The following is a 19,485-nucleotide window of genomic DNA, read 5'->3' on the forward strand; positions in this document are numbered from 1 at the left end:
CGGTCATCCACCGGAATTGAAGGCTCCGAACGGGGGCGGGGGTGAGCCCCTACCGTCGTGGCATGACTCTTCGAACGCGTACTTCGCATCCGTCGGGCGGCGCCACCAGTGGTCCGGGCCGCACCCGTCCCTCCGACGGTCGTCTCTCCGACGGTCGTCTCTCCGACAGTCGTTTCCCGGGTGGTCGGCTCCGCCACCGCCGTGGCCGCGGCGGGCGCCCGGGTCACCGGGTTCCCCACGCGGAGCCCGGCGCGGTGCGCCGGCGGGCCGAAGCCCTGCTCGGTGGCAGCGGTCCGCCGCAGGCACCGCCGCCGGACGGGGCGGACCCCGGGGCGCTGCCCGACCCCGGGGCCCTGCCCGACGAGGCCGCCGGGCCTGGGGCGGCCGGGCTCGAGGTGGCCGGACTGTCCTCCGGGGCCGCGCGGAGGCTGGCCGTACGGGAGCGGCTGCCGCTGTGGCTGCAGGCCCGGTGCGGGGTGGAGCCGCGCACGGTGGCCGCCGTCGCGGTGGTGCTGGCCGCCGCCGTCGGCTTCGCCGGGCAGCAGTACTGGTCGGCGCGGCCCCGGCCGGTGACCGCCCCCGCGCTGGTCGCCCCGGGCGCGGTCCCGGCGGCGGCCACGGCACCGGCTGCCGCGCCGGCCGCGGGCGGGGGCGCCGGTGGCGGCGCGCGGATCGTCGTCGACGTCAGCGGCAAGGTCCGGGATCCCGGGGTGCGCCGGCTGCCCGCCGGTTCGCGGGTGGAGGACGCGCTGGCCGCCGCCGGGGGAGTGCGCCCGGGCACCGACACCACCGGATTGAACCGGGCCCGGGTCCTGGTGGACGGTGAGCAGGTGCTGGTGGGGGCCCCGGCGCAGCCCGCGCCGGGCGGGGCCGCCGCCGGTCCGGGGGCGGGACCGGTCACTGGACCGGGACCTGCACCGCTCAGTCTGGGTTCGGCCACGGTCGCGCAGCTTGACGGTCTGCCGGGGGTCGGGCCGGTGCTGGCCCAGCACATCGTCGACTTCCGCACCGCCCGCGGCGGCTTCCGGTCCGTGGAGGAGCTCCGCCAGGTCGACGGCATCGGCGAGCGGCGCTTCGCCGACCTGCGTGCGCGGGTGCGGCCGTGAACCGCTCCGAAGGGCCGCCGGGCCCGGTGGATCTGCGCCTGGCCGTGCCTGCCGTGGCCGCCTGGGCGGCGGCCGCCCTCGCCCTGGACGCGCCCACGGCCCGGACCGCCCTCGGGGTGGGGCTGGGCGTGGGCTGCGCGGGCCTGCTGATCCTGGCCGGGTGCCGGCGCCCGGGCCCGCTGTGGAGGGTCGCCCCGGCCGTGGCGGCGGCCCTGCTCTGTGCGGCGGCCGGGGCCGGAGTGGCGGGGCTCCAGCGGGCCGAGGCGCGGGCCGGACCGGTCGCAGGGCTCGCGCGCGAGCATGCCCGCGTCCTCGCCGAGCTCACCGTCGGCTCCGATCCGAGGACCGCCCGCGGTGGGAGCGGGCCGCCGGTGGTGGCGCTGGACGCGGTGGTGACCCGGGTGACCGGGCCCGACGGGACGAGCACCCGGGTCGAGACCCCCGTGCGGGTGCTGGCCGGGCATGCGGGATGGGCGCGGCTGCAGCCGTCGACCCGGGTGGCGGTGGTCGCCCGGCTGGCCCCGAATCGGGACGGGGAGCGGGCCGTGGCGCTGCTCCGCCCGGCCGCTGACACCCCGCCCCGGGTGACCGGAGGTCCGGACACCGCGCAGCGGCTCGCGGGGCGGCTGCGGGCCGGGCTGCGCGAGGCCACCGAGGGGCTCGCACCGGACGCCAGGGCCCTGCTGCCGGGGCTGGTCGTCGGGGACACGTCCAGGGTGCCGCCCGATCTGTACGAGGCCTTCCGGGCCACCGACCTGCTGCACCTGCTGGCCGTCTCCGGGTCCAACCTGACCGTGGTGCTGTTCCTGCTCATCGGGCCCCCGGCCCGCGCGCAGCAGGCCGAGCGGCGCGGGCTGGCGCCCCGGCTCGGGCTCTCGCTGCGGGTGACCGCCCTGTGCGGGGCGGCCCTGACACTGGGGTTCGTGGTGGTGTGCCGGCCGGAACCCAGCGTGCTGCGGGCCGCGGCCTGCGGGGCGGTCACCCTGCTGGCCATCGCCACCGGACGGCGCAGGTCCCTGATCCCGGCCCTGGGCGCGGCCGTACTGCTGCTGGTCCTCTACGACCCGTGGCTGGCCCGCAGTTACGGCTTCCTGCTCTCCGTGCTGGCCACCGGAGCGCTGCTCACCCTCGCTCCCCGGTGGAGCGAAGCCCTGCGGCGGCGGGGGATGGGCCCCCGGCTCGCCGACGCGCTCGGGGCCGCCGGGGCCGCCCAGGCGGTGTGCGCGCCGGTGGTGGCCGTGCTCGCGGCCCGGGTCAGCCTGGTGGCGGTGCCGTGCAACCTGCTGGCCGAGCTCGCGGCGGGTCCGGCGACGGTCCTCGGCTTCGCCTCGCTCGCCGCGGCCCCGCTGTGGATGCCCGCCGCGCAGGCGCTCGCCTGGTGCGCGGGGGTGCCGGCCGGGTGGATCGCGGCCGTGGCCCGGACCGGGGCGCGGGTGCCGGGGGCGGAGCTGCCCTGGCCGGGCGGGCTCACCGGCGGCCTGCTGCTGGCCGCGGCCACCGTGGCCGTCGTGGCCGTGGGAGGCAGGGTGGGGCGGCGGCGGTGGCTCTGCCCCGCGCTGGCGGTGCTGCTGCTCCTCGCCGTGCTGCGGCCGCCGCAGCTCACCCGTACGCTCACCGGCTGGCCTCCGCCGGACTGGAGCTACGTCCAGTGCGCGGTGGGGCAGGGGGACGCCGCCGTCCTCGCGGTCGGCCCGGGAGAGGCCCTGGTGGTGGACGCCGGACCGGAGCCCGGCCCGGTGGACCGCTGCCTGCGCGCGCTGGGCGTGCACCGGGTGCCGATGCTGCTGCTGACGCACTTTCACGCCGACCACGTCGGAGGGCTGTCGGGGGTGCTGCGGGGCCGGTCCGTGGGTGTGATTCAGGCCACCACGCTGGAAGAGCCCTCGGCGCAGGCCGAGTTCGTCCGCCGGACGGCCGCGGCCGCGGGGGTGCCCGTCGTACGGGCGGCCCAGGGGGAGCGGCGCCGGGCCGGCCCGCTGGAGTGGCAGGTGCTCTGGCCGCCGGCGGCCGGGCCGCCGCCCGAGGGGCCCAACGACGCGAGCGTAGCCCTGCTGGTGCGCGGCGCCGGCCTGACGCTGCTCCTGCTCGGAGACCTCGAACCGCCCGCGCAGCAGGCACTTCTGAGGGAGCATCCGCAGTTGGGCCCGGTGGACGTCCTCAAGGTCGCCCACCACGGCTCCGCGCACCAGGATCCCGAGCTGACCGCCCGGGTCCGGCCGCGGCTCGCGATTGTTCCCGTCGGGATAAAAAACCGCTACGGGCACCCCGCGCCGGGTACGCTCGCACGCCTGCGGGCGGCGGGGGCGACGGTGCTGCGCACCGACACCGACGGCTCGATCGCCGTCAGCGGAACGGGCGTTCGGATGCGTGCGTTTCCAGCCGGCCGGCGCCGGATCCGGCGCGGGCATACCGGGCGCGACCGCTCTGTTTGCCCACAACCCGACAGCATGATCGAATGCGTCTTCGCCAGAACGGTCCAAGTCCACACAGCACGGGGGTGCATCAGCCATGTTCGGTCGCCGACGGGGGATGGATACGGCCGGAAGTTCCAGCCCGCACACATCCGCGACACTGACGCTGCCACCGACGGCGGGTCTGCTCAGCTGCCGGGTTCTCGACACGGTCCACCAGCCGATCAGACAGGCCACGTTCGAGGTGACCGACCCGATCGGGCGCCGGATCGTCAGCGGGGAGACCGACCCGTACGGCGGTTTCACGGCGGCCGTGCCGGAGGGGGAGTACCGGCTCTCGGTCACCGCCGAGGGGTACACGCCGTTCCACGGGGCGACGCTCGTGGGGGACCCGGCGCAGCCGGGCACGGGGGAAATCATCCTCGACGCGGTGGAGCCTCCGCTGCTCCCGCAGCCCGGGCACTGGGAGCTCGACCCGACGCACTCCTCCATCGCCTTCACGGCCCGGCACATCGGGATGGCCCGGATCCGCGGCCGGTTCAACACGTTCGCCGGAGCGGTACGGATCGCCGAGCGCATGGAGGACTCCTCCATGCACGTGATCATCGATGCGGCGAGCATCGACACCGGGGTGCGGCTGCGCGACGACCACCTGCGGTCGGGGGACTTCCTGGACGCGGTCCGGTACCCCACGGTGGAGTTCTACAGCGAACGGTTCATCCACCGCAGTGGCAGCCGCTGGGCGGTGGCGGGCGCCCTGACCCTCCACGGGGTCAGCCGTTCCGTCACCCTGGACACGCGGTACCTGGGTCTCGGCACCGGCCTGGAGGGCGAGCCGCGGGCCGCCTGCCGGGCCACCGCCGAACTGAACCGCGAGGACTTCACCTTGAACTGGCAGTCGGTGCTGGCGCACGGGATCGCGGCGATCGGTACGAGCGTGGACGTGACGCTGGACGTCCAGATCGTGCACAAGGCCTGATCCCGGACGCTCCTTTAAGGGGCTTCCAGCCAGCCTTCGTACTCGGCGGCGAGGTCGTCCAGCGAGGTGGCGTCGAGCCGTTCCTGCGGGTCCTCGACGACCACCAGCCACTGGGCGTCCTCGGCGTCGTCCTCGCCGGCCAGCGCGTCGCGGACCAACTGCGGTTCCTCCGGGAGGCCGAAGCGGTCCACGGCCTCCTGAGCCACCTCCTCGGCGGTGTCGCGGTCGGGCAGGACGAGTACATGTCGCACGTTCACGCGACCATTCTCGAGTATCCGGTGAGGGTGGCCGCGGCGCGGGGGGCTGTCAGTGCGGCATGGGATGCTGGAGGCGATGGCCACCAGGAAGAACCCCACCGACGATCCGCTCGCCCCGCTCACCCTCGCGGTGGGGCAGGAGGAACTGCTGCTCGACCGTGCCGTGCGGGAGGTGGTGGCGGCCGCCCGAGCCGCCGATGCCGACACGGACGTCCGCGACCTCGCCTCCGAGCAGCTCCAGCCCGGCACGCTGGCCGAGCTGACGAGTCCCTCGCTCTTCTCCGAGCGCAAGGTGCTGGTCCTGCGCAATGCGCACGACCTGTCCGCGGACTCGGTCAAGGAGGTCAAGGCCTACCTCGACGCGCCCTACGAGGAGATCATCCTCGTCCTCCTCCACGCGGGCGGGGCCAAGGGCAAGGGCCTGCTGGACGCGGCGCGGAAGGCCGGCGCGCGGGAGATCGCCTGCCCGAAGATGACGAAGGCCGCCGACCGGCTCTCGTTCGTGCGGGGCGAATTCCGCGCGCTGGGGCGGGCGGCGACGCCGGAGGCCTGCCAGACCCTGGTCGACGCGATCGGCAGCGACCTGCGGGAGCTGGCGAGTGCGGCGGCCCAGCTGTGCGCGGACGTCGAGGGCACCATCGACGAGGCCGTGGTCGGCCGCTACTACACCGGCCGGGCCGAGGCCTCCAGCTTCACGGTCGCCGACCGGGCGGTCGAGGGGCGTGCGGCCGAGGCCCTGGAGGCCCTGCGCTGGTCCCTGTCCACCGGGGTGGCGCCGGTCCTGATCACCAGCGCCCTGGCCCAGGCGGTGCGCGCGATCGGCAAGCTGGCCTCCGCCCCGCGCGGAGCCCGCCCCGGCGACCTCGCCAGGGACCTGGGCATGCCGCCGTGGAAGATCGACCGGGTCCGCCAGCAGATGCGGGGCTGGTCGGCGGACGGCGTCGCGGACGCCCTGCGCGCCGTGGCCGCCGCCGACGCGGGGGTCAAGGGCGGCGGCGACGACCCCGAGTACGCCCTCGAGAAGGCGGTCGTGGCGGTGGCCCGAGCGGCCCGCCCGCAGCGCCGCTAGGCCGCTCCTTCTCCGGATCCTGTCGGGCCCGCGGATACGGCCTGCCGCCTGCCGCCTGCCCGCCTGCCGTCGGCGCGTGGGGCCGTCGCGCCAGGGTTAGCCTGGACACGGGGAAATCGCCGGTCAGGCCGCCTCCACCATCGGACGGAAGCGGTGTCCCGGTGGGCGAGAGGGAGGTGCCGTGGCCGGCAGACTGCGGGTGACGACGGTGAACGCCGGGCCCTTCTCCATGCCGAAGAGCGGCCTCCTGTACGGGGCCGAAGGCATGGTCACCGTGCCCTCGACCGTGGCCGTCATAGAGCACGCCACTCACGGACTGGTCCTCTTCGACACGGGGATCAACCACCGCGTGGCGGATCCCGAGGCCGCCGAGGCCCACTGGGGTCCGGGGCTGCGAGCTGCTTACGGCGCCGAGGGGTTCACCCGGGCGCACGCCGTCGACGCGCAGCTGGAGCGGCTCGGCTACCGGCTCGGGGACGTCAGGTACGTCGTCTACTCCCACCTGCACCTCGACCACGCCGGAGGGATGACCTACTTCCCGCACGCCGTGCACGTGGTCCAGCACGAGGAGCTGCGTCACGCCTGGTGGCCGGACCGCTGGACCGCCCGGGGCTACGCCTTCAACGACTACGCGGGCAGCCGGGACTACGAGTTCCTCGAGCTCCGGGGTGACATGGACCTGTTCCAGGACGGAACGCTCACCCTCCTGCACACCGCCGGCCACACGCCCGGTCACCAGGGCGTCGTCCTGGACCTCGAGAACTACGGACGGATCGGCCTCATGGGCGACGCCGCGCACCTCCAGGAGGGCCTGGACCGGAACGTGCCCATGCCCAGCGACTGGAACATCGAGGAGAAGCTGCTCAGCCACGGGCGACTGCGCGCGCTGTCCCGGGCCGGCATCCCGGTGTTCCTCTCCCACGACCCCGGCCATTTCGCGGCCCTGCCGCACGACGGCGAGTTCTGGGACTAGAGGGGAGCCGCCGTTCCCCTGTGCGGAGCGCGCCGTGATCAGCGTGCCGCCGCGGTCAGCGGGTAACGCGAAGGCCCCGGTCGCCACCCTGGGGAAGGGTGGAGGCCGGGGCCTTCGGTCACTGCATGGGTGCGCCGCACCCGCGTGGCGAACGCAGGCCGCGTGCGGCGCGGTGTGCCGGTGAAGGAGCGGAAGAGAGGGCCCGCTGGGTCCTTACCGGCGATTCACATCGAGAGCTCAGCCCTGGAGGGAGGCAACCTTGATCGCCAGCGCCGACTTCTTGTTGGCGGCGGCGTTCTTGTGGATGACACCCTTCGAGACAGCCTTGTCGAGCGCACGCGCGGCGTCGCGAGAAGCCACGGTGGCCTTCTCGACGTCACCGGCGACGACGGCCTCGCGGGCCTTGCGGATCGCGGTCTTGAGCGAGGACTTGACGGCCTTGTTGCGCAGGCGCGCCTTCTCGTTCGTCTTGTTCCGCTTGATCTGGGACTTGATGTTCGCCACGAAAGAGCCTTTTCAGGTTCAGAGTTTTGTTCTTCGGATTGTGCCTCGACAGCTGAGAGGGCATACGAGACACAGCTGCCCAGGCTACCAGCCACGCTCCTGGCGGCCCAAACCGAGCGCACTGCCCCGTCCATGGGACCATGGGAGGACTCAGACTTCGTTCCGAGTTCCGACTGCGACCGAGAATCAGGACACTGCGTGCCCGCGATCCCCAGCCACGTGCCCGAGCCGAGCCGTACCGACCCGGCGCTGATCCGCAATTTCTGCATCATCGCGCACATCGACCACGGCAAGTCGACCCTTGCCGACCGGATGCTCCAGCTCACCGGTGTGGTCGACCAGCGGCAGATGCGCGCCCAGTACCTCGACCGCATGGACATCGAGCGTGAGCGCGGCATCACGATCAAGTCCCAGGCGGTCCGACTGCCCTGGGCGCCCACCACGGGCGAGGGTCAGGGCAGCACCCACATCCTCAACATGATCGACACCCCCGGGCACGTCGACTTCACCTATGAGGTCTCGCGCTCCCTCGCCGCGTGCGAGGGCACGGTCCTCCTGGTGGACGCCGCCCAGGGCATCGAGGCGCAGACCCTCGCCAATCTGTACCTGGCGATGGAGAAGGACCTCGCGATCGTCCCGGTCCTGAACAAGATCGACCTGCCGGCCGCCCAGCCGGAGAAGTTCGCCGAGGAGCTCGCGAACCTGGTCGGCTGCCAGCCGGAGGACGTGCTGCGCGTCTCGGCGAAGACCGGTCTCGGTGTCGACGCGCTGCTCGACAAGATCGTCGCCACGGTTCCGGCCCCGGTCGGCCCCAAGGACGCCCCGGCCCGCGCGATGATCTTCGACTCGGTCTACGACTCGTACCGCGGCGTGGTCACCTACGTCCGTGTCGTCGACGGCCAGCTCAACAAGCGCGAGCGCATCCGGATGATGTCCACCGGCGCCACCCACGAGCTGCTGGAGATCGGCGTCTCCTCGCCGGAGATGACCCCGTCCGACGGCATCGGCGTCGGCGAGGTGGGCTACATCATCACCGGCGTGAAGGACGTCCGTCAGTCCAAGGTCGGTGACACCATCACCAGCCTGCACAACGGCGCCACCGAGGCGCTCGGCGGCTACAAGGACCCGCGGCCGATGGTCTTCTCGGGCCTGTACCCGCTCGACGGCTCGGATTACCCGGACCTGCGCGAGGCCCTCGACAAGCTGCAGCTCAACGATGCCGCGCTCGTCTACGAGCCGGAGACCTCGGCGGCGCTCGGCTTCGGCTTCCGCGTCGGCTTCCTCGGCCTGCTCCACCTGGACGTGGTCCGCGAGCGCCTGGAGCGCGAATTCGGCCTCGACCTGATCGCCACCGCGCCCAACGTGGTCTACCGGGTGGTCATGGAGGACGGCAAGGAAGTCACCGTCACCAACCCGAGCGAGTTCCCCGAGGGCAAGATCTCGGACGTGTTCGAGCCGGTCGTCCGGGCCACCCTGCTCGCGCCTTCCGAGTTCATCGGCGCGATCATGGAGCTCTGCCAGCAGCGCCGCGGCACCCTCCTGGGGATGGACTACCTCTCCGAGGACCGGGTCGAGATCCGCTACACGCTCCCGCTCGCGGAGATCGTCTTCGACTTCTTCGACCAGCTGAAGTCCAAGACGCGCGGTTACGCCTCCCTCGACTACGAGCCCACCGGCGAGCAGGCCTCCGGACTGGTCAAGGTCGACATCCTGCTGCACGGCGACAAGGTCGACGCCTTCTCCGCCGTCACGCACAAGGATGCCGCCTACGCCTACGGTGTGCGCCTCGTCGCCAAGCTGCGCGAGCTCATCCCGCGGCAGGCCTTCGAGATCCCGATCCAGGCGGCCGTCGGCTCGCGCGTCATCGCCCGCGAGACCATCCGCGCGATCCGCAAGGACGTCCTCGCCAAGTGCTACGGCGGTGACATCTCCCGTAAGCGGAAGCTGCTGGAGAAGCAGAAGGAAGGCAAGAAGCGGATGAAGATGGTCGGCTCCGTGGAGGTCCCGCAGGAGGCCTTCATCGCCGTCCTGTCCAGCGACGAGTCCGGCGGCAAGAAGAAGTAGCGACGCCGGCGCCACCCGACGGAATCAGGCCCCCACGCTCCGGCGCGGGGGCCTGTTTCGTTATGAACCGGCCGCTCGCGAGCTCTTACGCAGGCGCCGGACGGGCTTTAGTCTGATCACTGCTCGATGGTTACTCGCCAGTCACAAGCTGGTACGTCTCAAACCCGCCAGTCCCCAGCGCCCCCAAGCGCCCCACGCCCACGCACTGCCGCGTGGATCGGTCCGGAGGATGTCGTGAGCGACACACAGGCCTATCTCGAGAACCGCCCGCCCACCGTGGCGGTGCTCTTCCTTGAGCGCGTCGCAGCGACGCCGAACGCGGAGGCCTACCGGTTCCCGGTGCCCGCGGCCGGCGGCCAGGGCGCCGACGACTGGAAGTCGCTCAGCTGGGGCCAGGCGGCCGAGCGGGTCTTCGCCATCGCCGCCGGGCTGATCTCCCTCGGCCTGCAGACGGAGGAGCGCGTCGCGCTCGCCTCCAACACCCGGGTCGAGTGGATCCTCTCCGACCTCGGCGTGATGTGCGCGGGCGGCGCGGTCACCACCGTCTACCCCAGCACCAACGCGGACGAGTCGGCCTTCATCCTCGCGGACTCCGAGAGCCGGGTGCTCATCGCCGAGGACGCCAAGCAGCTGGCGAAGGCGCGCGAGCGCCGCGCCGACCTGCCGAAGCTGGCGCACGTCGTGGTCCTGGAGGCCGCGGACGCGGTCGCCGCCGACGGCGACCCCGAGGGCTGGGTGCTCTCGCTCGCCGAGCTGGAGGCGCGCGGCAAGGAGTACCTCGTCAAGCACCCCGAGGCGGTCAAGGAGCGGGTCTCGGCCATCACCTCCGACCAGCTCGCCACCCTCATCTACACCTCCGGCACCACCGGCCGACCCAAGGGCGTGCGGCTGCCGCACGACAACTGGTCGTACATGGCCAAGGCCATGGTCGCCACCGGCCTGATCGGCCGGGAGGACGTCCAGTACCTGTGGCTGCCGCTGGCGCACGTCTTCGGCAAGGTGCTGACCTCCGGTCAGATCGAGGCCGGGCACGTGACCGCCGTCGACGGCCGGATCGACAAGATCATCGACAATCTGCCGATCGTGCAGCCCACCTACATGGCCGCCGTTCCGCGCATCTTCGAGAAGGTCTACAACGGCGTGGCCGCCAAGGCCCGCGCCGCCGGCGGCGCCAAGTACAAGATCTTCCAGTGGTCGGTCGGCGTCGCCCGCGAATACGCCAAGGTCACCCAGGACAACTTCCGCCGCACCGGCCAGGCGAGCGCCCCCTTCGGCCTCACCACCAAGCACAAGATCGCCGACGCGCTCGTCTACTCCAAGCTCCGCGAGGCCTTCGGCGGCAACCTGCGCGCCGCCGTCTCCGGCGCCTCCGCGCTGGCACCCGAGATCGGCTACTTCTTCTCCGGCGCGGGCATCCACATCCTGGAGGGCTACGGCCTGACGGAGTCCAGCGCGGCCTCCTTCGTCAACCCGGGCGAGGCCTACCGCACCGGCACCGTCGGCAAGCCGCTCCCCGGCACCGAGGTCCGCATCGCCGACGACGGCGAGGTCCTGCTGCGCGGCCCCGGCATCATGCAGGGCTACCACCAGCAGCCGGAGAAGACCGCCGAGGTCCTCGAGTCCGACGGCTGGCTGCACACGGGCGACATCGGCGAGCTGTCGGCCGACGGCTACCTGCGCATCACCGACCGCAAGAAGGACCTGATCAAGACCTCGGGCGGCAAGTACGTCGCCCCGGCGGAGATCGAGGGCCAGTTCAAGGCGATCTGCCCGTACGTGTCGACCATCGTCGTGCACGGCGCCGACCGGAACTTCTGCTCGGCCCTGATCGCCCTCGACGAGCCGTCGATCCTCACCTGGGCGGCCGACAACGGGCTGGAGGGCAAGACGTACGGACAGGTCCTGGCCGCGCCGGAGACCGAGCGCCTGATCGAGACGTACGTACAGACCCTGAACGAGGGCCTCCAGCGCTGGCAGACGATCAAGAAGTTCCGGCTGCTGCCGCGTGACCTCGACGTCGAGCACGGGGACCTGACGCCCAGCCTCAAGCTGAAGCGGCCGGTGGTCGAGCGTGAGTTCAAGCACCTGATCGAGGAGATGTACGAGGGGTCGCGCGAGGCGTAGCGCCTGCCGCGGGCTCGGCGGGGCGGGGCCGTCCGGGCCGCCCCGCGGACCCCGCCGCTCCCTGGCGGGGCCCGGGCCTTGGCCTCCGGCCCCCGGGGCTGCGGAGACGTGCCTCCCTGCGGGCCGCTTCCCGGGGCTCCGCCCCAGACCCCGGGCCTCAAACGCCGGCGGGGCTGGATCGGCTCCGGCCCGGCCGGGATGGTGCCGGCGGGGCTGAGGTGTGCGTGGGGTGCGCGAGAATGGGGTCATGCCTTCCGCACTGCCCGACGGTGAACCCATGCCCGAAGACGGCTCGCTGCCGTCACATGCCCTGGCGGGCGCGGGGGAGCGGCCGCTCGGGTTCTACCTGCACGTCCCGTACTGCGCCACGCGCTGCGGGTACTGCGACTTCAACACCTACACGGCCACCGAGCTGCGGGGCACCGGAGGCGTGCTCGCCTCCCGGGACAACTACGCCGACACCCTGATCGACGAGGTCCGCCTCGCGCGAAAGGTCCTCGGGGACGACCCGAGGGGCGTCCGGACGGTGTTCGTGGGCGGCGGTACGCCCACGCTGCTGCCGGCCGGGGACCTCGTACGGATGCTCGCGGCGATCCGGGACGAGTTCGGCCTGGCCGAGGACGCGGAGATCACCACCGAGGCCAATCCGGAGTCCGTGAACCCGGAGTACCTGGCCGAGCTGCGCGCCGGGGGCTTCAACCGGATCTCCTTCGGCATGCAGAGCGCGAAGCAGCACGTCCTGAAGGTGCTGGACCGCACCCACACGCCGGGCCGCCCGGAGGCCTGCGTCGCGGAGGCGCGGGCCGCGGGCTTCGAGCACGTCAACCTCGACCTGATCTACGGGACGCCGGGGGAGTCGGACGAGGACTGGCGGGCCTCGCTGGACGCGGCGCTCGGGGCGGGCCCGGACCACATCAGCGCCTACGCGCTGATCGTGGAGGAGGGCACGCAGCTGGCCCGGCGGATCCGCCGGGGCGAGGTCCCGATGACGGACGACGACGTGCACGCGGACCGCTATCTGATCGCGGACGAGGTCATGGCCGGGGCCGGGTACTCCTGGTACGAGGTCTCGAACTGGGCCACCTCGGAGGCCGGGCGCTGCCTGCACAACGAGCTGTACTGGCGCGGCGCCGACTGGTGGGGCGCGGGGCCGGGCGCGCACTCGCACGTGGGCGGGGTCCGCTGGTGGAACGTGAAGCACCCGGGAGCGTATGCCGCCGCGCTGGCGGAGGGACGGTCCCCGGGCGCTGGGCGGGAGCTCCTCTCCGAGGAGGACCGGCGGGTCGAGCGGATCCTGCTGGAGCTGCGCCTGGTGGACGGCGTCCCGCTGTCCCTGCTGGCCCCGGCCGGGCTGGCGGCCTCCCGCAAGGCCCTCGCGGACGGGCTGCTGGACGCCGCGCCGTACGAGGCCGGGCGGGCCGTCCTCACCCTGCGCGGCCGGCTGCTGGCCGACGCGGTGGTCCGGGACCTGGTGGACTGATCACTCCACGGAGCGAATCGCCGCGAACGAGGCCAGGCGCGGCCTACTAACCCGTTCGTAGCCTTCTGTCGCATACCCGGCGGCAGAAGTGGAGGGCACGGAGGTGACCGCTGTGGACGATCGCCGGATGACCGAGTACCTCGAGAGCTTCGAGGCTCCCGAGGGGGTCAAGGTTGAGGTCCTCAGGGGGAAATCGTGATGCTGGCGGGGCCCGACGTAATCCCTGATCGTCCTGTTCGTCCAGCGGCAGATTCCCGTGGGACGCTGGTACCCGCTCCAGACGCAGGACGTGGACATGCCGGCGGAGTCGTCCGAGCCGCAGCCGGACCTCGTGGTCCTGCCGGCCGAGGCAGCGCCCGAGTCGGGCCGTTTGGTGCCCGCCCCAGCTCTGGCGATGGTGGTCGAGGTCGTCTCCAAGACCAGCAAGCTGCGCGACTACGTGACGAAGCGCTCCACCTGCGCGGCGGGCGGCATCCCCACCTATTTTTGATCATCGACCCTTCCAGGCCAAGTGCGTGGTGCTGACCGAACCCTTCGGCGCCGGAGAAGAAGCCGACTACCGGACCGAGCGGACCAGCAAGTTCGGTGAACCGGTCCCGCTCGACGTCCTCGGTGTCACGCTCGACACCGCGGACTTCGGCACCCTGCCGTAGCTCAGACCGGTGCCGTGACGAAGTCGATCAGTTCCTCGACGCGGCCCAGCAGGGTGGGCTCCAGGTCCTTGTAGGACGTCACCCGGGACAGGATGTGCTGCCAGGCGGCGCCCGTGTTCTCCGGCCAGCCCAGGGCCCGGCAGATGCCCGTCTTCCAGTCCTGGCCGCGCGGGACCACCGGCCACGCGGGGATGCCCAGCGCGGAGGGCTTCACGGCCTGCCAGACGTCCACGTACGGGTGGCCCACGACCAGGACGTCCGGCGAGGTCACCGACGCCGCGATACGGGACTCCTTCGAGCCCGGCACCAGATGGTCCACCAGGATCCCCAGCCGGGCGTCCGGGGCCGGGGCGAAGTCCGCGACGACGGCCGGCAGGTCGTCGATGCCCTCCAGGTACTCCACCACCACGCCCTCGATCCGCAGGTCGTCACCCCAGACCCGCTCCACCAGCTCCGCGTCGTGCCGGCCCTCGACGTAGATGCGGCCCGCCCGGGCCACCCGGGCCCGGGCGCCCGGAACGGCGATCGAGCCCGAGGCCGTACGGGCCGGCGCGGACGGGCCCCGGGGCGGGCGGACCAGGGTGACCACCGCGCCCTCCAGCAGGAACGCCCGGGGCTCCATCGGGAACACCCGGCGCCTGCCGAAGCGGTCCTCCAGGGTCACCGTGCCCGCCTCGCAGGCCACCACCGCGCCGCAGAAGTCCGTACCCGCCACCTCGACCACCAGATCGGGCTCGGCCGCCACCTCCGGCACTGCCTTGGGGCGCTTCCACTGCGGGGTCAGGTCGGGGGAGTACTCGCGCATCCGGCCGACAGTAGGAGAGCCGCCCGCGTCATGTCTCCGACACGCCGAAACGGGCTGCCAGTGTGGCGCGTTGCGCACGGACGAAGCCCGCCGTGACCACCGCTCCGTGACCCGGCACGTACAGTGCGTCGTCCCCGCCCAGCGACAGCAGCCGGTCCAGGGCGGCGGGCCACTGCCCGGGAGTGGCGTCCGGGCCCGCCAAGGGCTCGCCCGACTCCTCGACCAGGTCCCCGCAGAAGACCACCTCGCGCTCGCCCGGCACGAAGACGGCCAGGTCGTGCCCGGTGTGGCCGGGCCCCACATTGGCCAGCAGCACCTGCAACCCGCCCAGGTCCAGCGTCCACTCCCCGGACACCAAGTGCTTCGGCACCACCAGCAGGTCCACCGCCTCGGCCGCCTCCGCCTCCGCCAGGCCGTGGCGCACCGCGTCCCCGCGCAGCTCCTCACGGCCCGTCGAGAGCAGCGCGTCCAGCCCGACCGCACCGAAGACCTCGGCCCCGGAGAAGGCCGCCCCGCCCAGGACGTGATCGAAATGGCCGTGCGTGAATGCGATATGGGTCACGCGCCGGCCCGTCAGCCGCTCCGCCTCGGCCCGCACCTGAGCGCCCTCCCGGACACACGAACCGGGGTCGATCAGGAGCACCGACTCGTCCCCCACCACCAGTCCCACGGTGCAGTCCCACACCGGCAGCCGTCGCCGGCCGGCCCGTCCGGTCAGCCGTTCCCAGTCTTCCTCTTCCCAACGCACGTCCATGCGGCGACGCTACCCTGGCGGGCCTCCCTTGCCAGGGGCTTACCGCCCGGCCGTACACTGAGCGGGGGTCTCTGGCACTCGAACGGCCAGAGTGCCAACCGACACGGCAGAACACGGCAACGGACCACAGCTGGAGGTGTGCGCGCGATGCTCAGCGAACGCAGACTCGAAGTGCTGCGCGCCATCGTCCAGGACTACGTCGGGACGGAGGAGCCGGTCGGCTCCAAGGCGCTCACCGAGCGGCACCGGCTCGGCGTCTCGCCCGCGACCGTGCGCAACGACATGGCCGTGCTGGAGGACGAGGGCTACATCGCCCAGCCCCACACCAGCGCCGGCCGGATCCCCACCGACAAGGGCTACCGCCTCTTCGTCGACAAGCTGGCGGGGGTCAAACCGCTGTCGACGCCCGAGCGCCGGGCCATCCAGAACTTCCTCGACGGCGCCGTCGACCTCGACGACGTCGTCGGCCGCACGGTGCGACTGCTCGCGCAGCTCACCCGGCAGGTCGCGGTCGTCCAGTACCCGAGCCTGACCCGCTCGACCGTCCGGCACGTGGAGCTGCTCTCGCTCGCTCCCGCGCGCCTGATGCTCGTACTGATCACGGACACCGGACGGGTCGAGCAGCGGCTCATCGACTGCCCGAGCCCCTTCAGCGAGGCCTCGCTCGCCGACCTGCGGGCCCGGCTCAACAGCCGGGTCGTCGGACGGCGCTTCACCGATGTGCCCCCGCTCGTCCAGGACCTGCCCGAATCCTTCGACGCCGAGGACCGGGGCACCGTCTCCACCGTGCTCTCCACCCTCCTCGAAACCCTGGTCGAGGAAGCCGAAGAGCGGCTGATGATCGGCGGCACCGCCAATCTCACCCGCTTCGGACACGATTTTCCCCTGACGATCAGGCCGGTGCTCGAGGCGCTGGAGGAGCAGGTCGTGCTCCTCAAGCTGCTCGGCGAGGCCAACGAGTCGGGAATGGCCGTACGGATCGGGCATGAGAATGCCTACGAGGGACTGAACTCCACGTCCGTCGTCTCCGTCGGTTACGGTTCGGGCGGCGAAACAGTCGCCAAACTCGGCGTGGTCGGACCGACCCGCATGGACTACCCCGGAACGATGGGAGCGGTACGCGCAGTGGCACGTTACGTCGGACAGATCCTGGCGGAGTCGTAAGTGGCCACGGACTACTACGCCGTTCTCGGCGTGCGCCGCGACGCATCGCAGGACGAGATCAAGAAGGCATTCCGTCGGCTCGCGCGCGAGCTGCACCCGGATGTGAACCCCGATCCCAAGACGCAAGAGCGTTTCAAGGAGATCAACGCCGCCTACGAGGTCCTCTCGGACCCGCAGAAGAAGCAGGTCTACGACCTCGGCGGCGACCCGCTGTCCTCCTCGGGCGGCGGCGGCGCGGGCGGCTTCGGGGCGGGTGGCTTCGGCAACTTCTCCGACATCATGGACGCCTTCTTCGGCCAGAGTCAGCAGCGCGGCCCGCGCTCGCGGACCCGGCGCGGCCAGGACGCAATGATCCGCCTGGACCTGGAGCTGGACGAGGCGGCCTTCGGGACGACCAAGGACATCCAGGTCGACACGGCCGTCGTCTGCACCACCTGCTCCGGCGAGGGCGCCGCTCCCGGCACCTCCGCGCAGACGTGTGACATGTGCCGTGGCCGCGGTGAGGTCTCACAGGTCACCCGGTCCTTCCTCGGTCAGGTCATGACCTCGCGGCCCTGCCCGCAGTGCCAGGGCTTCGGCACCGTGGTCCCGACCCCGTGCCCCGAGTGCGCGGGCGACGGACGGGTCCGCTCCCGCCGCAGCCTCACGGTCAAGATCCCGGCCGGCGTCGAGAACGGCACCCGGATCCAGCTCGCGGGCGAGGGCGAGGTCGGCCCCGGCGGCGGCCCCGCCGGCGACCTGTACGTGGAGATCCACGAGCTGGCGCACCCGACCTTCCAGCGGCGCGGGGACGACCTGCACTGCACGGTGACGATCCCGATGACGGCGGCCGCACTGGGCACCAAGTGCCCGCTGGAGACGCTGGACGGCCTGGAGGAGATCGACATCCGGCCCGGCACCGGCTCCGGACAGGCGATCCCGCTCCACGGGCGCGGCGTCACCCACCTGCGCGGCGGCGGGCGCGGCGACCTGATCGTCCACGTCGAGGTCACCACCCCGGGCAAGCTGGACGCCCAGCAGGAGGACCTGCTGCGCCAGCTGGCGAAGCTGCGCGGCGAGGAGCGGCCGATGGGCCAGTTCGCGCCAGGTCAGCAGGGGCTGTTCAGCCGCCTGAAGGACGCGTTCAACGGTCGCTGAGCGACCGGCGGACACCGCCGAGAGCCCGGCCAGGGGATTCCCTGCCGGGCTCTTCGCATGGGCCCCGCGGGGGCCCGTGACCGGGTCGGGAAGCGGACTATGCCAGGCGAATGCCATGATTCGGCCCCATGAGCGGGACATGGCACGATGCAGTCCATGTCCTCCGCGCCGAACGGTCTCTCCCCTTACCCGATCGTGCAGGCTCCCATGGCGGGCGGCGCCTCCTGTCCGCCGCTCGTCGCCGCCGTGTGCGAGGCGGGCGGGCTGGGCTTCCTGGCCGGTGGGTACAAGACCGCCGACGGGATGTACCAGGAGATCAAGCAGGTGCGGGCCCTGACCCGGCGCCGCTTCGGCGTCAACCTCCTCCTGCCGCAGACCGGTTTCGTGGATCCGGCCGCCGTGGAGGCGTACCGGGGGCAGCTGGCCGGTGAGGCGAGCTGGTACGCGATCTCGCTCGCCGAGGAGGACATCATCGGCACCAGCGACGATGGCTACGACGCCAAGCTCGCCATCCTCCTCGAAGACCCGGTGCCGGTCGTCTCGTTCACCTTCGGCTGTCCCTCCTCCGCGGCCCTCGCCGCCCTGCGCAAGGCCGGTACGTACACGGTCGTCACGGCGACCTCCGTCGAGGAGGCCCGTGCCGCCCAGCAGGCGGGGGCCGACGCCGTGTGCGTCCAGGGGGTCGAGGCGGGTGGTCACCAGGGCACCCACCGCGACGACCCCCAGGCCGACGGCACGGCTGCCGTGGGGCTGCTCGCGCTGGTGGCCCAGGTGCGGGAGGCCGTGGCCCTCCCGATCATCGCGGCGGGCGGCCTCATGCGCGGCTCGCAGATCGCGGCGCTGCTGGCGGCGGGAGCCGAGGCGGCGCAGCTCGGGACGGCCTTCCTGGCCTGTCCCGAGTCGGGCGCGGACCCCGTGCACAAGAAGGCGCTGACCGACCCGCTGTTCGTCCGGACCGAGCTGACCCGGGCGTTCTCCGGGCGGCCGGCGCGGGGGCTGGTCAACCGGTTCATGCGGGAGCACGGGCCGTACGCCCCGGCCGCCTACCCGCAGGTCCACCACCTGACCTCGGGGTTGCGCAGGGCGGCCGCCGCGGCCGGGGACGCGCAGGGCATGGCCCTGTGGGCGGGCCAGGGGCACCGGCTGGCGCGGGCGCTGCCGGCGGGGGAACTGGTGGAGGTGCTGGCGGCCGAACTGGCCGAGGCACAGAGCACGTTGAAGGCAATGCAGATGAGGAGTGCGTCATGACCGCCCCGGTGTTCGTGGTCGAAGAGGTCCCCGCGGGGCCGGAGTTCGTCCTGGACGGCCCGGAGGGCCGGCACGCGGTGTCCGTGAAACGGCTGAACCCCGGCGAGGCGGTGGTCCTGACCGACGGCCGGGGCGGCTGGGCGGAGGCGGTCGTGAAGGCCGCGGAGGGCAAGGACCGCCTCGTCGTGTCGGTGTCCTCGGCCGGGCTGGAACCGGAACCGGAGGTCCGCATCACCGTGGTGCAGGCCCTGCCCAAGGGGGACCGCGGTGAGCTGGCCGTCGAGACCATGACCGAGACCGGCGTGGACGCGATCGTGCCCTGGCAGGCCTCGCGCTGCATCACGCAGTGGCGCGGCGACCGGGGTGCCAAGTCCCTGGCCAAGTGGCGGGCCACCGCCCGGGAGGCGGGCAAGCAGTCCCGCCGGGTCCGCTTCCCGGAGGTGGCCGAGGCCATGTCCACCAAGCAGGTCGCGGCGCTGCTGGCCGAAGCCGACCTGGCGATGGTCCTGCACGAGGACCGCGACACCCCCTCCGAGGCCCTGGCCACGGCCGCGCTCCCCTCCTCGGGTTCCGTCGTCCTGGTGGTCGGCCCGGAGGGCGGGGTCTCCCCGGAGGAGCTGGCGGCCTTCGCCGCGGCGGGGGCCCGTCCCCACCGCCTGGGCCGCTCCGTCCTGCGCACCTCCACGGCCGGCACCGCGGCCACGGCGGTCCTGCTGGCCCGCACCGGCCGCTGGGCCTGACGCCGTCGACCGGCCCC

The 19,485-nt window shown here is 72.8% G+C and carries 17 protein-coding genes and 1 pseudogene; 14 read left to right on the forward strand and 4 right to left on the reverse strand.

Going from position 1 to position 19,485, the window contains the following annotated elements; all coding sequences use genetic code 11:
* The first annotated feature begins 62 nt into the window (after positions 1-62).
* The 3 genes and pseudogenes from RIU97_RS26925 (at position 63) to RIU97_RS26935 (ending at position 4,496) form a co-directional block, all read left to right on the forward strand.
* Positions 63-1,106 carry a helix-hairpin-helix domain-containing protein gene (locus RIU97_RS26925; RefSeq protein ID WP_404960156.1) on the forward strand — a complete coding sequence of 348 codons (1,044 nt, stop codon included), beginning with the start codon at positions 63-65 and terminating at the stop codon, positions 1,104-1,106.
* A pseudogene (locus RIU97_RS26930) lies at positions 1,103-3,478 on the forward strand (ComEC/Rec2 family competence protein); the annotation flags it as partial. The gene RIU97_RS26925 and the pseudogene RIU97_RS26930, both read left to right, overlap by 4 nt.
* Positions 3,479-3,614: 136 nt before the next feature.
* Entirely contained in the window at positions 3,615-4,496 is an 882-nt protein-coding gene (locus tag RIU97_RS26935; protein WP_404960157.1) for a YceI family protein, read from the forward strand.
* A gap of 14 nt (positions 4,497-4,510) precedes the next feature.
* Here the strand turns inward: RIU97_RS26935 and RIU97_RS26940 are convergent, their stop codons facing one another.
* Positions 4,511-4,753 (reverse strand): hypothetical protein, encoded by a 243-nt coding sequence (locus tag RIU97_RS26940; RefSeq protein ID WP_404960158.1) that lies wholly within the window; start codon positions 4,751-4,753, stop codon positions 4,511-4,513.
* A gap of 76 nt (positions 4,754-4,829) precedes the next feature.
* Here RIU97_RS26940 and holA point away from each other — a divergent pair, with 76 nt between their 5' ends.
* Complete coding sequence (gene holA / locus RIU97_RS26945) at positions 4,830-5,822, forward strand: DNA polymerase III subunit delta (RefSeq protein WP_404960159.1); 993 nt, start codon at positions 4,830-4,832, stop codon at positions 5,820-5,822.
* 181 nt (positions 5,823-6,003) lie between these two features.
* Complete coding sequence (locus tag RIU97_RS26950; RefSeq protein WP_404960160.1) at positions 6,004-6,795, forward strand: N-acyl homoserine lactonase family protein; 792 nt, start codon at positions 6,004-6,006, stop codon at positions 6,793-6,795.
* A gap of 237 nt (positions 6,796-7,032) precedes the next feature.
* Here the strand turns inward: RIU97_RS26950 and rpsT are convergent, their stop codons facing one another.
* Positions 7,033-7,299, reverse strand: a complete 267-nt coding sequence (gene rpsT / locus RIU97_RS26955) for a 30S ribosomal protein S20 (protein ID WP_327413974.1) — start codon at positions 7,297-7,299, stop codon at positions 7,033-7,035.
* 198 nt (positions 7,300-7,497) lie between these two features.
* Between rpsT and lepA the strand changes: the two genes are divergently transcribed.
* The 5 genes from lepA to RIU97_RS26980 all read left to right on the forward strand — a co-directional run bounded on the left by lepA (position 7,498) and on the right by RIU97_RS26980 (position 13,620).
* Positions 7,498-9,363, forward strand: coding sequence for a translation elongation factor 4 (gene lepA / locus RIU97_RS26960; RefSeq protein ID WP_404960161.1), 1,866 nt, complete (start codon positions 7,498-7,500; stop codon positions 9,361-9,363).
* Between the two features lie 234 nt (positions 9,364-9,597).
* Positions 9,598-11,487 (forward strand): AMP-dependent synthetase/ligase, encoded by a 1,890-nt coding sequence (locus tag RIU97_RS26965; RefSeq protein ID WP_404960162.1) that lies wholly within the window; start codon positions 9,598-9,600, stop codon positions 11,485-11,487.
* 247 nt (positions 11,488-11,734) lie between these two features.
* The gene (gene hemW, locus RIU97_RS26970; RefSeq protein WP_404960163.1) at positions 11,735-12,967 is read left to right on the forward strand and encodes a radical SAM family heme chaperone HemW; all 1,233 of its coding nucleotides are present in this window, start codon (positions 11,735-11,737) and stop codon (positions 12,965-12,967) included.
* Between the two features lie 256 nt (positions 12,968-13,223).
* On the forward strand, positions 13,224-13,457 hold the full coding sequence (locus RIU97_RS26975) for a Uma2 family endonuclease (RefSeq protein WP_404960164.1): 234 nt from the start codon (positions 13,224-13,226) through the stop codon (positions 13,455-13,457).
* Between the two features lie 25 nt (positions 13,458-13,482).
* A complete protein-coding gene (locus RIU97_RS26980; RefSeq protein WP_404960165.1) occupies positions 13,483-13,620 on the forward strand; it encodes a hypothetical protein in 138 nt (45 codons plus the stop codon).
* 1 nt (position 13,621) lies between these two features.
* Here the strand turns inward: RIU97_RS26980 and RIU97_RS26985 are convergent, their stop codons facing one another.
* Positions 13,622-14,425 (reverse strand): DUF3097 domain-containing protein, encoded by an 804-nt coding sequence (locus RIU97_RS26985; protein ID WP_404960166.1) that lies wholly within the window; start codon positions 14,423-14,425, stop codon positions 13,622-13,624.
* Positions 14,426-14,453: 28 nt separating this feature from the next.
* Positions 14,454-15,179, reverse strand: coding sequence for an MBL fold metallo-hydrolase (locus RIU97_RS26990; protein ID WP_404960167.1), 726 nt, complete (start codon positions 15,177-15,179; stop codon positions 14,454-14,456).
* Positions 15,180-15,326: 147 nt separating this feature from the next.
* On the opposite strand from RIU97_RS26990, the gene hrcA reads away from it, so the two are divergent.
* The 4 genes from hrcA to RIU97_RS27010 all read left to right on the forward strand — a co-directional run bounded on the left by hrcA (position 15,327) and on the right by RIU97_RS27010 (position 19,468).
* Positions 15,327-16,343 (forward strand): heat-inducible transcriptional repressor HrcA, encoded by a 1,017-nt coding sequence (hrcA, locus tag RIU97_RS26995; RefSeq protein WP_404960168.1) that lies wholly within the window; start codon positions 15,327-15,329, stop codon positions 16,341-16,343.
* Positions 16,344-17,480, forward strand: coding sequence for a molecular chaperone DnaJ (gene dnaJ / locus RIU97_RS27000; RefSeq protein WP_327413967.1), 1,137 nt, complete (start codon positions 16,344-16,346; stop codon positions 17,478-17,480).
* A 156-nt stretch (positions 17,481-17,636) separates the two neighbouring features.
* Positions 17,637-18,728, forward strand: coding sequence for a nitronate monooxygenase (locus RIU97_RS27005; protein ID WP_404960169.1), 1,092 nt, complete (start codon positions 17,637-17,639; stop codon positions 18,726-18,728).
* A complete protein-coding gene (locus tag RIU97_RS27010) occupies positions 18,725-19,468 on the forward strand; it encodes a 16S rRNA (uracil(1498)-N(3))-methyltransferase (protein ID WP_404960170.1) in 744 nt (247 codons plus the stop codon). Before RIU97_RS27005 ends, RIU97_RS27010 begins: the two co-directional genes overlap by 4 nt.
* Positions 19,469-19,485 lie beyond the last annotated feature (17 nt).

This window comes from Streptomyces sp. 147326 (genome assembly GCF_045000215.1).
Taxonomy (GTDB): Bacteria; Actinomycetota; Actinomycetes; order Streptomycetales; family Streptomycetaceae; genus Streptomyces.

Excerpts from the sequence above, each read along its gene's own strand:
- RIU97_RS26925 (WP_404960156.1), top strand. The coding sequence starts at position 63 with ATGACTCTTCGAACGCGTACTTCGCATCCGTCGGGCGGCGCCACCAGT.
- RIU97_RS26935 (WP_404960157.1), top strand. The coding sequence starts at position 3,615 with ATGTTCGGTCGCCGACGGGGGATGGATACGGCCGGAAGTTCCAGCCCG.
- holA (WP_404960159.1), top strand. The coding sequence starts at position 4,830 with ATGGCCACCAGGAAGAACCCCACCGACGATCCGCTCGCCCCGCTCACC.
- hemW (WP_404960163.1), top strand. The coding sequence starts at position 11,735 with ATGCCTTCCGCACTGCCCGACGGTGAACCCATGCCCGAAGACGGCTCG.
- RIU97_RS26985 (WP_404960166.1), bottom strand. The coding sequence starts at position 14,425 with ATGCGCGAGTACTCCCCCGACCTGACCCCGCAGTGGAAGCGCCCCAAG.
- RIU97_RS26990 (WP_404960167.1), bottom strand. The coding sequence starts at position 15,179 with ATGGACGTGCGTTGGGAAGAGGAAGACTGGGAACGGCTGACCGGACGG.
- hrcA (WP_404960168.1), top strand. The coding sequence starts at position 15,327 with ATGCTCAGCGAACGCAGACTCGAAGTGCTGCGCGCCATCGTCCAGGAC.
- RIU97_RS27005 (WP_404960169.1), top strand. The coding sequence starts at position 17,637 with ATGTCCTCCGCGCCGAACGGTCTCTCCCCTTACCCGATCGTGCAGGCT.
- RIU97_RS27010 (WP_404960170.1), top strand. The coding sequence starts at position 18,725 with ATGACCGCCCCGGTGTTCGTGGTCGAAGAGGTCCCCGCGGGGCCGGAG.